Annotated in this window: 11 protein-coding genes and 3 pseudogenes; 7 read left to right on the forward strand and 7 right to left on the reverse strand. The window is 64.2% G+C overall.

The window, feature by feature from the left end:
- Positions 1-25: 25 nt before the first annotated feature.
- Positions 26-1,060 (forward strand): Bug family tripartite tricarboxylate transporter substrate binding protein, encoded by a 1,035-nt coding sequence (locus AC1RDS_RS14510; RefSeq protein WP_348682511.1) that lies wholly within the window; start codon positions 26-28, stop codon positions 1,058-1,060.
- Positions 1,061-1,144: 84 nt separating this feature from the next.
- The gene (locus AC1RDS_RS14515) at positions 1,145-1,903 is read left to right on the forward strand and encodes a sulfite exporter TauE/SafE family protein (protein ID WP_034713422.1); all 759 of its coding nucleotides are present in this window, start codon (positions 1,145-1,147) and stop codon (positions 1,901-1,903) included.
- A gap of 118 nt (positions 1,904-2,021) precedes the next feature.
- Here the strand turns inward: AC1RDS_RS14515 and AC1RDS_RS14520 are convergent.
- Together AC1RDS_RS14520 and AC1RDS_RS14525 are read right to left on the reverse strand one after the other, a co-directional pair.
- A pseudogene (locus AC1RDS_RS14520) lies at positions 2,022-2,492 on the reverse strand (IS3 family transposase); the annotation flags it as partial.
- Between the two features lie 105 nt (positions 2,493-2,597).
- The gene (locus AC1RDS_RS14525) at positions 2,598-3,191 is read right to left on the reverse strand and encodes a transposase (protein ID WP_238323243.1); all 594 of its coding nucleotides are present in this window, start codon (positions 3,189-3,191) and stop codon (positions 2,598-2,600) included.
- Positions 3,192-3,329: 138 nt separating this feature from the next.
- Here AC1RDS_RS14525 and AC1RDS_RS14530 point away from each other — a divergent pair.
- Positions 3,330-4,018: pseudogene (locus tag AC1RDS_RS14530) on the forward strand (IS3 family transposase); the annotation flags it as partial.
- A 14-nt stretch (positions 4,019-4,032) separates the two neighbouring features.
- Here the strand turns inward: AC1RDS_RS14530 and AC1RDS_RS14535 are convergent.
- Positions 4,033-4,897, reverse strand: a protein-coding gene (locus AC1RDS_RS14535) for an IS5 family transposase (protein WP_155885285.1) whose coding sequence is annotated in 2 segments (ribosomal slippage) — positions 4,033-4,492 and positions 4,491-4,897 — 867 coding nt in all. Because the reading frame shifts where the segments join, the coding sequence is not laid out codon by codon here.
- A gap of 68 nt (positions 4,898-4,965) precedes the next feature.
- On the opposite strand from AC1RDS_RS14535, the pseudogene AC1RDS_RS14540 reads away from it, so the two are divergent.
- Positions 4,966-5,466: pseudogene (locus AC1RDS_RS14540) on the forward strand (IS3 family transposase); the annotation flags it as partial.
- Positions 5,467-5,592: 126 nt separating this feature from the next.
- Here the strand turns inward: AC1RDS_RS14540 and AC1RDS_RS14545 are convergent.
- Both AC1RDS_RS14545 and metK read right to left on the reverse strand, forming a co-directional pair.
- Positions 5,593-6,630 carry a bifunctional nicotinamide-nucleotide adenylyltransferase/Nudix hydroxylase gene (locus AC1RDS_RS14545; protein ID WP_026437103.1) on the reverse strand — a complete coding sequence of 346 codons (1,038 nt, stop codon included), beginning with the start codon at positions 6,628-6,630 and terminating at the stop codon, positions 5,593-5,595.
- Between the two features lie 253 nt (positions 6,631-6,883).
- The gene (gene metK / locus AC1RDS_RS14550; RefSeq protein ID WP_026437104.1) at positions 6,884-8,065 is read right to left on the reverse strand and encodes a methionine adenosyltransferase; all 1,182 of its coding nucleotides are present in this window, start codon (positions 8,063-8,065) and stop codon (positions 6,884-6,886) included.
- Positions 8,066-8,197: 132 nt separating this feature from the next.
- Here metK and AC1RDS_RS14555 point away from each other — a divergent pair, with 132 nt between their 5' ends.
- Positions 8,198-9,043, forward strand: coding sequence for a lysophospholipid acyltransferase family protein (locus AC1RDS_RS14555; RefSeq protein WP_026437105.1), 846 nt, complete (start codon positions 8,198-8,200; stop codon positions 9,041-9,043).
- Positions 9,040-9,906 carry a lysophospholipid acyltransferase family protein gene (locus tag AC1RDS_RS14560; RefSeq protein WP_026437106.1) on the forward strand — a complete coding sequence of 289 codons (867 nt, stop codon included), beginning with the start codon at positions 9,040-9,042 and terminating at the stop codon, positions 9,904-9,906. Before AC1RDS_RS14555 ends, AC1RDS_RS14560 begins: the two co-directional genes overlap by 4 nt.
- 125 nt (positions 9,907-10,031) lie before the next feature.
- Here AC1RDS_RS14560 and AC1RDS_RS14565 read toward each other — a convergent pair whose 3' ends face one another.
- Positions 10,032-10,952: an alpha/beta fold hydrolase gene (locus AC1RDS_RS14565; protein ID WP_026437107.1), complete on the reverse strand. Its 921-nt coding sequence runs from the start codon at positions 10,950-10,952 to the stop codon at positions 10,032-10,034.
- A 50-nt stretch (positions 10,953-11,002) separates the two neighbouring features.
- Complete coding sequence (gene yihA / locus AC1RDS_RS14570; protein ID WP_026437108.1) at positions 11,003-11,746, reverse strand: ribosome biogenesis GTP-binding protein YihA/YsxC; 744 nt, start codon at positions 11,744-11,746, stop codon at positions 11,003-11,005.
- Positions 11,747-11,818: 72 nt separating this feature from the next.
- Here yihA and AC1RDS_RS14575 point away from each other — a divergent pair, with 72 nt between their 5' ends.
- Positions 11,819-12,460 (forward strand): c-type cytochrome, encoded by a 642-nt coding sequence (locus AC1RDS_RS14575; protein ID WP_026437109.1) that lies wholly within the window; start codon positions 11,819-11,821, stop codon positions 12,458-12,460.
- Positions 12,461-12,575: the final 115 nt, after the last annotated feature.

Raw genomic sequence — 12,575 nt, forward strand, 5'->3', positions numbered from 1 at the left:
GCAACCCCCACCCCAGGAGACATGCATGAATCACCTGAAGAAGAACCGCACCAAAGTCCTTGAAGAGCCAGTCTTGGCGAAGCGGCGAGCAGGCCTGAAATGGCTGGCCATGGTAGGCATAGGCATGGCCGTGGCGTGGCCAGCGGCACAGGCCCAGTCGGGCGACTGGCCCAACAAGCCGGTTCGGGTGGTGATTCCCTTCTCTTCAGGTGGCGCCACCGATCTGCTGGGCCGCGGCTTGGGCAATGAACTGGGCAAGATCTGGAAGCAATCGGTGATTATCGACAACCGCACGGGCGCAGGTGGCGCGGTGGCCGCCGAACTGGTGGCCAAAGCCCCGGCCGACGGCTACACCCTGCTGCTGGCCTCGGGCAGCATGTTCACCGTCAACCCCCACCTCTACGCCAAGCTGCCCTATAGTCTGCAGAGCTTCGAGCTGATCGGCAAGACCGCCAGCGGCCCCATGGTGGTCACGATAAACAGCGCCCTGCCCGTCAACAACTTCAAGGAATTCATGGCCTACGCCAAGGCCAACCCGGGTAAGCTCAATATGGCCTCGGCCGGCAACGGCAGCCAGGTGCACATCGCCGGCGAGGCCTTCGCGCAGGCCAGCGGTATCGACGTAACCCACGTGCCCTACAAGGGCGAAGGCCCTGCCTACGCCGACCTGATGGGCGGCGCGGTGCAGATGGCCGTGGGCAACATCAACGCCATTTCGCCGCTGCTCAAGAGCGGCCGGGTGAAGGCGCTGGCCGTGACCGGGCGCGAGCGCTCGGGTCTCATGCCCGATGTGCCCACCGTGGCCGAGGCCGGCCTGCCCAACTTCGAGTTCACCGGTTGGTTCGCGCTGGTGGCCCCCGCCGGCATGCCCAAGGCCCTCACCGCCAAGGTCTACGCCGACATTCAGCAGGCCATGGAGCAGCCCGGCATGAAGCGCTACCTGGCCGAGCAAGGCATGCTGTCCTCGGTGGTGGGTCCGACTCAGCTCACCGATGACATCAACCGCGAGTCCGCCCGCTGGAAAGAGCTGGTGGCGGTGCGCAAGATCACGGCCAACTGAGCCGTCGGGGCGGCCCGGGCCCTTGGCCCTAGCCGCCTCTTTCGCCAGCCGCCCGGCCTCGCCGGGCCTTCGGGAGGGGCTCTCGTGAGCACAGTTGACTATTGGTGGGCTGTTTGCGCCGTCGTACTGGCCTACACGGTGTTCGGCCTCACTGGCTTTGGCGCGGCCATGATGGCCATGCCCGTGCTGGTGCTGGTGGTGCCCCTGAAATTCGCGGTGCCGATGATGGTGCTGCTCGACCTGGTGGCGACCTCGCTCGTGGGTTTGCGCACCTGGCGGCGCCTGTCCTGGCGCGACACCGCGCAGATATTCCCCTTCATGCTCATCGGTGTGGGCCTGGGTGCCACCATGCTGGTGCACTTCCACAGCGGCTGGCTGCTGGTGGGCCTGGGCGTTTTCATCGTGATCATTTCCTGGCGCAACCTGCGCAACCTCGGCGCGGCGTTTCGCCCCCTGCACGCGGGCTGGGCCGCGCCGGCCGGCACCGTGGGCGGGGTGTTCAGCGCCCTGTTCGGCACCGGTGGACCGATCTACACCATCTACCTAGCCCGCCGCCTGGCCGACCAGGAAACGTTTCGCGCGACCATCTCGGCCGTGATCTTCCTCAGCTCGGTGGTCCGCCTGTTGTCATTTGTGATGGGCGGGTTGTTTCTGCAGGAAGGTCTGCTGCCCCTGGCCCTTTGGCTGCTGCCCGCCAGCCTGCTGGGCGTGTTCCTGGGATCTTACAGTCGCCACCGGCTGCCGGTGCAGTCCATCCGCCGCTTCGTGCAGGTGTTCATGCTGGTGGCTGGCGGCGTGGTGATCCTACGAGGTGTCATTCTGATGTCGCCGGCAGGGGTGTGAGAAAGCCAACCCCCGACAACGTGCCAACCACGTCATTGCCATACTCGCCTGACTAGAACAAGCAGGCCACTTTGAATTCTGCGCAGCGGATCACTGTGTGCCGTTGAATAGCCCCGGCTTATCTAGACACTTTGAGCCGTTGGGAATGTCGCTGCTCGAACTCTACAGGTGATAGTCCTGCCGCCGACGAATGATGGCGCTGGGAGTTGTAGAACATTTCGATGTAGTTGAAGACGTCTGATCGCGCATCGTCACGGGTTGTATAGATCCGCCGGCGGATGCGTTCGCGCTTGAGCAACTGGAAGAAGCTCTCGGCCACAGCGTTGTCGTGGCAGTTGCCACGCCGGCTCATGCTGCTGACCAGGTTGTGCTCGCGCAGGAAGGTTTGCCACTCGTGGCTGGTGAACTGGCAGCCCTGATCGGAATGAACCATGACCGGCGCATGCGGCTGTCGGCGCCACAGTGCCATCAGCAGTGCATCGAGGACCAGGCTCGTGTCAATGCGGCTGCCCATGGACCAGCCCACTACTTGGCGCGAGAACAGATCGACCACAACCGCCAGGTACAGCCAGCCTTCGTGAGTTCGGATGGACCTGCATCACATTGCACATGCGCCGCACGCTGTATTCCTGCGCATGGCGCTGGATGAACGCGTACCTCACCCGGACTGTCTGGCAAAGTACGCGGCGGCTTCCTAAGAAACACCCGCCTCGGTCGGTTGCAATGAGAAACCAAAGTGAGCGGCACGTCGCTGTAACTGCTTGACGACGCGTTCGCGATATCGCTGCTCGTATTGATCGACGCCAGGATCTTCGTATCGCATACCGAAGCGCATCGTTCGGTAAAAGAGAATGGCGAGCTTGCGAGCTGTAGCCGTCACGGCCTTGGCTTTGCCGATACGCGCCGCCAGCCGTCGATAGAACGCTCCGAGTGCAGTTTCGGTGCGCCCGACATTGGACGCGGCGAGGCGCAACTGTGATGCCAAGCGGTTGGAGCTTTTACGGGTCCGCGCAGAAAGCACTTTTCCGCCGCTGATCTTGCATCCCGGCGACAGGCACAACCATGATGCGAAGTGCTTTTCAGTGGGCCACTTGCTCATGTCAGTGCCGCACTCTGCCACCAGCGACAACGCGATACTTGGCCCGATGCCGTGGATCAAGGTCAGGTCAGTGCCGGTTAATTGGTACAGCATCGACCGCACATCGAACTTGGGTGTATTGGCCTGTTTTGTCTTCGTCCACGCAGCAGGGAGCGGGGTCTCCAATTGCGGTCTGTCCGCGTTCAGCACTTGCAACGAGTTCTCGATCTGCTTATCGCAGTCCGCGATACGAGCCTGGTACGCATCGAACAGCGCCAGTGCCTGTGACCTTGCCCCTGAACAGTGGAGTTCTTGGCCTTGTTGAAAATACCGACAAGGAGTCAAGAGATGACGGCAAAGCAGGTGCGTGCGCAGTACACGCAAGAATTCAAGTTGGAGGCTGTGCGGCAGGTACGCGCGGGTCAGGCTATTGCGTTGGTGGCCAAGGTGCTGGGCATCCCCAAGGCCAGTCTAGGCAACTGGGTGAGGCTGGCGGCCAAGAGGCCATTGAGCGGCGTCGGTGACGCTGACAAGGCGATGAAGGTCTCGCCCGAGCAGATGGAGATAGCGCGCTTGCGCGCTGAGGTGGCTCGGCTTCGCATGGAGCGTGACATCGCAAAAAAAGCCGCGGCGTACTTCGCGCAGGACACGCTGCGAGGTACGCCTGGATTCACCAAATGAGGAGCCAGTACCCGGTGAGCATCTCGTGTGGCGTGCTGGAGGTCAGCGCCAGCGGCTACTTTAACTGGCTGCGCCGCCCCAAGGGCATGGCTGGCAGGCCTGGCGCTCGCCACAGCGACGAGGCCGTGCTGGCCCACATCCGTGCCATCCACGCACAGGTCAAGGGCGAATACGGCTGGCCGCGCATGCACAAGGAACTGCTGGCCCGTGGCATCCGGGTGGGCAAAGACAGGGTGCGCAAGCTCATGCAGCAGCACGGCATCCGGGCCAGGACTAAGTGCAAGTTCGTGGTCACCACCGACAGCAAGCACAGCTTGCCGGTGGCACCAGACCTGGTGCAGCGGCGCTTCAATCCCGAGGTACTTAGTATTTATCCGTAAATAACATTGACTGGTAGCTCAATCTTGCGCAGAGCGATGATGGCCGCAGCAAGGTGGTTGAGCGCCAGGAAGGTGTGTTCGAGCTTTTCGTAGCGCACCAATAGTTTCCTGAATCGGTTGAACCAGCCATGACAGGCCTCGACCACCCAGCGGCGGGCCTTCTTCTTTGGCTCTCGCTTTTTCTGCGCCGCTTCGCTCTTGCGACTGACCACATGCGGGATATAGCCATGGGCAAGGATCACGGCCATGGCGCCTTTGCCCCGATAGCCCGCATCGGCGCACAGATGTTTGGATCGACGCTGCTTGGGAGTCGGACGTTGGACCACGATGGCATCGAGCACGGCCTCAATTTGCGTCACGTCGTGCGCGTTGGCTCCCGTCACGACGAGGGACAACGGGACGCCACGCCCGTCCACCAGCAGATGGCGCTTGCTGCCGTTTTTTCTCCCGATCCGTCGGATTGGGGCCCACTGCCTCTTGCGCCAGCGGTGCCTTGAACATCGCTCCGTCGATGCTCTGCCAGCGCCAGGCAATGCCTTCGAGGTCGTCGTATTCAGCAAGGCCTGCCTTCCACAGTGCCTCGAAGAACCCGGCCCTGGACCATTGCATGAATCGCTGGTGCACCGCGCTGGCACTGCCAAAGCGTTCGGCTGGCAATGCCTTCCATTGGCAGCCCGTCCTCAGGACGTACACGATGGCCTCGAAGACCAATCGCGGCGCCTTGGGTGGGCGCCCCGCTCCCGCACTGCGCAGGTATTGCTTGTTCGGGTCGCGCACTGGCTGCGGCACCAGGGGCTCTACCCGGGCCCAGAATTCATCCGTCACTTCCCACGAATGGGCATGGGCCTTGGCCATCTGTCTGTCCTGCGCCGAGTGAAGGTCGGCTCAGGTTTGGAGTTTACTTAATTTACGGATAAATCCTTAACCAGCTGTGGAGTGGCGACATCACCTACATCGCCACCGACGAGGGCTGGCTGTACCTGGCTGTGGTCATCGACCTGTTCAGTCGCCAGGTGGTGGGCTGGAGCCTGCAGCCGCACATGCAGGCCAGCCTGGTCAAGGATGCACTGGCCATGGCGTGGTGGCGCCGTCGCCCAGAGCCAGGCCTGATATTCCACAGCGACCGTGGCAGCCAGTATTGCAGCCATGAGATGCAGGATGCCTTGAAGGGCTGGGGCATGCGCTCATCGATGAGCCGCAAGGGCAACTGCTGGGACAACGCGCCGACCGAGAGCTTCTGGGGTCGACTGAAAAACGCCAGTGTGCATGGCCACAAATTCGCCACCAGAGAGCAGGCCAAACAGGCTGTGATGGACTGGATGGCTTTCTACAATCACGGCAGGCTGCATTCGTCTCTGGGCGATCTCCGTCCGAAGCAGTTCGAGCAACGCTGGTACGAGGTACAGCGTAAAAAAGCCGCGTAAACGTGGGCTAAGAGCTACACGGAACGAGGGCAAGGTCAGTTCACCAAGGTTTCTGGGGTTTGACGCCGCTCACTTCGCGTAGCGAAGTTATGCGGCGGCACAAGCCGCGCAGCCTGGCCAAGAGCGTCACGGTGGAGTAGTCAGTTCCAGAAAGTGGTCCAGCATGTGGAAGTGGTCCTCAAAGAACTCTTCTTCCAGCGCGGCCAGCTTTTCGATATCGACCCACTCCACCTGCATGGCATCGTCGTCGGCCCGCACGGCCGGAAACGGCGCATCGCCCAGGTCGAAATAGTGCGCATGGGTGATGGTGCGGCCGCGCTGGCTGCGGTCGGGGTGGTCGAACACCGCCACCGACTGCAGCGCCGCGCGCATGCGGGCTTCGGGGAGTTCGCAATGGGTTTCCTCGGCCAGCTCGCGCAGACAGGATTGCCACACGGTCTCGCGCTGCTCGATGAATCCACCCGGCACCGCCCGCAGGCCCTTGCCGGGGGCGTGGGCGCGGCGGATCAGCAGCACATGGTTCTGGCAGCGCAGCACGGCATCCACCGTGACGAACACCGGCGGGTAGGGGGCTGCAGCCCAGGCCTCGCGGTAGCCACGCAGCATGCGCCACTCTTGCTGCAGCGCGGGGTAGTCGGTGGTCTGTGCAAAGCGCTCCAGAAAATCCAGCGTGCTCGCGGGCATCTGGGCGGCCAGGTTGTTCAAGGCGGCCCGCACGGTGCCGGGCGTGGCGCCGAAGTAGGCATCGCGGATGGCCGTGGCATCGATGCGGCCCTGGCGCTCGACGTGGATCAACTCCCAGCCTGGAAAGGCGCTCAGGTAGCTGCTGGTCGCATCCTTGAAGTGGCCGACCACGCCGATGCGGGCATCCGCGGCGGCGATCGGGGCCACGCCCTTGCGCACCGCCTGCACCCACAGGGCCTCGTTGTAGTAGTCGCGCATCGGCAGCGCCTGCACGCGGGACCGGTTGGCTGCGGGCAGGGCAGCCAGCATCATGCCGGCGCGTTCGTCGCAGGTGAAAGGGTTCTTGGGCGAACGCGCCTGCCAGGCCGAACCCATCACCACGATCACGTTGCCGGCGCTGTCGAGCGCACGCTGCAGCAAGGCCATGTGGCCGTTGTGAACGGGTTCAAAGCGCCCGATGTAGATGGTGGTGTCGAACATGGGTCTCCGGTCTGTTCTGGCGCAAGGCGGACTGGGCTGCATCAAAAGCAATAGCGCCCTGCGCTAGATTTTCCACCATGGAGTGTCCGAGGTGCTTCATCTGCAAGCACCTGGCGCTCTTCATGTGATAGCAATTGCCGGGTGAGGCAAGGGTGAGCGGCAAACGCGGTTGGCGGTCTTGGGTCTGTGCTCACATCGCCGCGCGATGTGAGCCTGTGCCGAAAGCCGGCCAAGCGCGCTGTGCGCGAGGGCCTTACAGGCCCGCAGCTGCGCGCAGTGCAGCCGCCTTGTCCGTACGTTCCCAGCTGAACTCGGGTTCTTCGCGGCCGAAGTGGCCGTAGGCGGCGGTCTTTTCGTAGATGGGGCGCAGCAGGTCCAGCATCTGGATGATGCCCTTGGGGCGCAGGTCGAAGTGTTCCTTGACCAGCGCGGCAATGCGCTCGTCCGGGATCACGCCCGTGCCTTCGGTGTAGACCGTGATGTTCATGGGCTCGGCCACGCCGATGGCGTAGGCCACCTGGATCTGGCACTGCTTGGCCAGTCCGGCCGCCACGATGTTCTTGGCCACGTAGCGCGCGGCATAGGCGGCCGAGCGGTCCACCTTTGTCGGGTCCTTGCCGCTGAAGGCGCCGCCGCCATGCGGGCAGGCGCCGCCGTAGGTGTCCACGATGATCTTGCGGCCCGTGAGACCGCAGTCGCCTTGCGGGCCGCCGATGACAAAGCGGCCCGTGGGGTTGATCAGGTAGCGCGTGTTCTGCAGCCAGTCCGCAGGCAGCACGGGCTTGATGATTTCCTCGATCACGGCGTCGATGAAGCTCTGCTTCATCTTGGTGGCGGTTTCCGACTGGTCGGGGTGGTGCTGGGTGGAGAGCACCACGGTGTCGATGCTGTGGGGCTTGCCGTCCACGTAGCGCATCGTGACCTGGCTCTTGGCGTCAGGGCGCAAAAAAGGCAGGCGGCCGTCCTTGCGCAGCTGGGCCTGGCGCTCCACCAGGCGGTGCGCGTAGTAGATCGGCGCGGGCATCAGCTCGGGCGTCTCGTCGCAGGCGTAGCCGAACATCAGGCCCTGGTCGCCGGCACCGGTGTTCAGGTGGTCGTCGCTGGCATGGTCCACGCCCTGGGCGATGTCGTTGGATTGCTTGTCGTAGGCCACGAGCACGGCGCAGCCCTTGTAATCGATGCCGTAGTCGGTGTTGTCGTAGCCGATGCGCTTGATGGTGTCGCGCGCCACCTGGATGTAGTCCACATGGGCGTTGGTGGTGATCTCGCCCGCCAGCACGACGAGGCCGGTGTTGGTCAGCGTTTCAGCGGCGACGCGGCTGCGGGGGTCTTGTTGGAAGATCGCATCGAGGATCGCGTCCGAGATCTGGTCGGCCACCTTGTCGGGGTGGCCTTCGGAGACGGATTCCGAGGTAAAAAGAAAGTCGTTCGCCATTTGAATAAACTCCAGTGCTTCGGCATTTAGGGCGCCGCCCTGACCCCGAAGGAGCTTTGGCGAACGCTTTAGCAGATTTTTTTAACGTCGCCCTGCAAGTTGCTCATTTAACTCAGCGACCTGTCTATTTTAATGCCTGTCGTCTTCCGATTCTTTTCCGTATTTCCACTGTGGTTGCTGCATGTCATGGGTGCAGCCATGGGCTGGGTGGCTTTTTGCGCGTCTCCCTCCTACCGGCGCCGCTTTCTTGCGAACTCGGCGCTGGCCGGGTATTCATTCGGCGCGGTGCGCGCCGCCGTGGCCCATGCGGGCCGCATGGTGGCAGAGTTGCCGCGGCTGTGGCTGGGTGCTCCCCTTCCTTGTCGGCTGGTGGGCGAGGCCTGTGTGGAGCAGGCCTATGCAGCCGGACGCGGCATTGTGTTCCTGACGCCCCACCAGGGCTGTTTTGAGCTGTCCGCCCAGGCCGCGGCACGCCACTGGAGCGCTGTGCGCGGCCCCATCACGGTGCTCTACCGGCCGGCGCGCCAGCCCTGGCTGGCCACGGTGATGGAGACTGCGCGCAATCGCCCCGGCATGCTGGCGGTGCCCACCACGCTGGCGGGCGTGCGCCAGATGATCAAGGCGCTGCGCCGTGGCGAGGCCGTGGGCCTGCTGCCGGACCAGGTGCCACCCGATGGCCAGGGCGTCTGGTCGCCCGTTTTTGGCCGCGACGCCTACACCATGACGCTGGCCGTGCGCCTGGCCCAGCAGACCGGTGCGGCCGTGGTGCTGGCGCGTTGCGAGCGCCTGCCCTGGGGCCGTGGTTTCGTCACCCGCTTCGAGCCTTTGTCAGCGCCGCTGGACGAGCGGCTGGAGGATGCCGTCTTGCAAATCAACCAGGCCATGGAACATCTCATCCGCCAGTGTCCCGAGCAATACCTGTGGGGCTATGCCCGCTACAAGCAGCCGCGCGCTGAAGCTGCCGGGGGCGTCGCATGAGCGGGCGCCTGGGTGTGTGGTTCATGCGGGTGCTGGCGCATGTGCCCTTGCCTGCGCTGCGCGCTATGGGCTGGTGCCTTGGCCAGTTGCTGTACCTGCTGGCCGTGCCGCGCCGCAAGGTGGCGCTGCGCAATCTGGCGCTGTGTTTTCCGGATGCGCCGGCGGCGCAGCGGCGCCGCTGGGCGCGCGAGGTCTTTGTCGTGTTCAGCCAGACCTGGCTGGACCGCAGCTGGCTGTGGGCCGCGCCGCGCGAGGTGGTGCTGGAGCGCGTGAAGCTGCAGGGCGCGCTGCACGAGCTCGACGGCGACACGCCCACCATCATCTTTGCGCCGCATTTCTTGGGCATGGACGCCGGTGGACTGGCATTGCCCTTGCGCACCCAGCGCGCGTTCACGTCGATCTTTTCGACCCACCCCGACCCGGCCGTGGACGCCTGGTTCATGGCGGGGCGCCAGCGTTTTGGTGATGTGCGCATGCTCAACCGGGCCGACGGGGTCAAACCGATCATTTCCAACCTGCGCAAGGGCGGGCTGCTGTACCTGCTGCCCGACATGGACTTCGGCCCCAACGAGTCGATCTTTGTGCCGTTCTATGGCGTGCGGGCCGCCACCGTGCCTTCGCTGCCGAGGTTTGCACGCCTGGGGCGGGCCAAGGTGGTGGGCATGTACACGCGGCTCACGCCCACCGGCTACGTGGCCGAGATCACCCCCGCCTGGGAGGGCTATCCGTCCGACGATGTGGAAGCCGACACGGCGCAGATGAATCTGCGCCTGCAAAGCTACATCGACACCATGCCTGGCCAGTATTACTGGGTGCACAAGCGCTTCAAGACGCGGCCGCCGGGCGAGCCATCGGTGTACTGACGCGTATGGCCCGCGGCTCCAGCCGCCGGTTGGGGGCGCCCCGTCAACGTCATTGGGCGGGTCTGCGCCCTGATCGAGAATATGAACAAAAAGGCTTGCAGCGCTTATGTGAAAAGCGCTGGCGGCTATTGTTTGGATTGCAAGAAGCGCTGCAGCTCCATGGCGACGCGCTCGGGGTGCTCATGCACGATCCAGTGCGTTGCCCCTTCCACCCGCCGCAGCTGCAGCTGCGGCACCCAGCCGGGCAGGCCGTCGAGCAGGCCTGGCAGCAGGGCGGGGTCGTCCATGCCCCACAGGACCAGCGTGGGCACGGTCACCGCCAGCATGGCATCGGGCAGGGTGATGGCCTGGGCGCCCGGGTCGCACCCATCTTCCGTCTGTCGCGGCGGGCGCAGCGGGCTGGCGCGGTAGTAGTTGCAGGCGCCGGTCAGGCCCTGTTGCCACAGGGCGCGGTACTGGGCGCGCACGGTGTCGGTCAGCCAGGCGGGGGCGCGGCCATCGGACGTGTTGAAAAAGGCGAACAGGCGGCGGAAGCCGTTTTCGGCCAGCAGCGCCTCGGCATCGGGCCTGCACAGGAAGTGCATGTACTGGCTGGCCGCCTGCTGCGCCGGGTTGTGCTGCAGCTCGCGCAGAAAGGCACCCGGGTGCGGGGAGTTGAGGATGGCCAGCCGCTTCATGTGCTGCGGCTGCTGGTTGGCGAGGTTCCAGGCCACCGCGCCGCCCCAGTCGTGGGCCACCAGGCATTCCAGCACGGCGCCAGGGCATTCGGCGGCGATCAGCGCCACCAGGTCCTGCACCAGGTGCTTGGCGCAGTAGGCGGCCACTTCCGTTGGACGGCTCGATGCGCCGAAGCCGCGCAGACAGGGGGCCACGCAGCGGTAGCCGCCATTTTCGGGGCGGGAAAAGTGCAGCAGCAGTTCGTCCCAGATGAAGGCTCCCTCGGGGAAGCCGTGCAGAAACAGCAGCACCGGGCGGCCCGCCACGCCGCTCACGCGGCATTGCAGGGTGGTGCCATGCGGCAGGGAGATGTCCCGGGTAGAAATCATGATGCTATGCATTCAGTAGCTTCTGCCGCTTGATGCATAAGCGCCAGTGCCTAGTTTGGGTGAGAATCCTCGGGGGTTTCGGGGGCGGGCTCGGGGGCATCATCTGCGGCCACGGGCGCTGGCAACACCGGGTGTGCCCATTGCCACAGCAGTTGTGCCACCTCGTCCACACCTTGCTTCTTGAGGGCCGAGAACATCTTGACCTCTCCGCCGCCCGCATTCAGTCGCGTAATCGACAGCACCTTGGCCTGCTCGGCGCGGGTAAGCTTGTCGGCCTTGGTCAGCACGATGAGGAACTTCAGGCCTTCTTCCACACGCGGGCGCACCACTTCGAGCAATGCTTCGTCCAGCTCGGTCAGGCCCAGGCGCGGATCGCACAGCAGCACGATGCCGGTGAGCCCGGGGCGGCTGACCAGGTAATTGACCATCACCTGCTGCCAGCGCACCTTGTCCGAGCGCGACACGGCGGCATAGCCGTAGCCGGGCAGGTCGGCCAGCACGGCATCGGTCACGCCCTGCTTGCCCAGCGAGAACAGGTTGATGTGCTGGGTGCGCCCGGGTTTCTTGGAGGCAAAGGCCAGCTGCTTTTGCTGGGTGAGCGTGTTGATGCAGGTGGATTTGCCCGCGTTGGAGCGGCCCACGAAGGCGATCTCGGGCACGTCGATGGGGGGCAGATGGTGCAGCTGCGCAGCCGTGGTCAGGAACCTGGCGGTGTGCATCCAGCCCATGGCGATTTTGGCGTCGGGTGCGGGCGGAAGTGAGCCAGCTATTGGCGCGGTGGAGGGTGTCGTCATGGAAAGTTGGGATGCGTTGGAGCCTCATTGTAGAATCGCGAGGTTTTGCGGACTTAAATACAGACCCTCGATATGAAGTTTCTCGCCTCTATGCTGATGGCTGCCGCACTGGCAGCACCCGCTCTCCCGGCTTTTTCTGCGGGCGCGGCCCCTGCGGCGCCGACCAAGGCGGCCAAGCCCGACCTGGTCAAAGGCGAGGCCAGCTTCACCGCGGTGTGCGTGGCATGCCACGCTGCGGATGGTAATTCCACCATTGCGGCCAATCCGAAGCTGGCACAGCAGCACCCGGAATATCTGGTCAAGCAGTTGCAGGAATTCAAGTCTGGCAAGCGCAACAACGCCATCATGGCGGGCTTTGCGTCGATGCTGACCGACGAAGACATGAAGAACATTGCCTACTGGGCGGCCTCCAAGCCAGCCAAGGCGGGTTTTTCTTCTGACAAGGATCTCGTGGCCCTGGGTGAGCGTATTTACCGCGGTGGCATTGCAGACCGCCAGATCGCCGCCTGCGCCGGCTGCCACAGCCCCAACGGCGCCGGCATTCCGGCCCAGTACCCCCGCCTGTCGGGTCAGCATGCCGACTACACGGCATCGCAGCTGAAGATGTTCCGCGACGGCTCGCGTGCCAACAGCCACCAGATGACCCAGGTGGCTGCCAAGCTCAACGACCGGGAAATCAAGGCAGTGTCCGACTACATTGCCGGCCTGCGCTGAGGTTTTGTGATTTTTCCAGCCCCGCCAGGCGGGAAACCTGGAACCAACCGCCAATAACAAACCCCAAGACGGGCGGGCCCATCGTTCAGATGGCCCCGCCCTTTTTGTTTTAGTG

The sequence above is a fragment of the Acidovorax sp. GW823-FHT02H02 genome (genome assembly GCF_058797075.1).

Excerpts from the sequence above, each read along its gene's own strand:
- AC1RDS_RS14510 (WP_348682511.1), top strand. The coding sequence starts at position 26 with ATGAATCACCTGAAGAAGAACCGCACCAAAGTCCTTGAAGAGCCAGTC.
- AC1RDS_RS14545 (WP_026437103.1), bottom strand. The coding sequence starts at position 6,630 with ATGTTCGACACCACCATCTACATCGGGCGCTTTGAACCCGTTCACAAC.
- metK (WP_026437104.1), bottom strand. The coding sequence starts at position 8,065 with ATGGCGAACGACTTTCTTTTTACCTCGGAATCCGTCTCCGAAGGCCAC.
- AC1RDS_RS14555 (WP_026437105.1), top strand. The coding sequence starts at position 8,198 with ATGCCTGTCGTCTTCCGATTCTTTTCCGTATTTCCACTGTGGTTGCTG.
- AC1RDS_RS14560 (WP_026437106.1), top strand. The coding sequence starts at position 9,040 with ATGAGCGGGCGCCTGGGTGTGTGGTTCATGCGGGTGCTGGCGCATGTG.
- AC1RDS_RS14565 (WP_026437107.1), bottom strand. The coding sequence starts at position 10,952 with ATGATTTCTACCCGGGACATCTCCCTGCCGCATGGCACCACCCTGCAA.
- yihA (WP_026437108.1), bottom strand. The coding sequence starts at position 11,746 with ATGACGACACCCTCCACCGCGCCAATAGCTGGCTCACTTCCGCCCGCA.
- AC1RDS_RS14575 (WP_026437109.1), top strand. The coding sequence starts at position 11,819 with ATGAAGTTTCTCGCCTCTATGCTGATGGCTGCCGCACTGGCAGCACCC.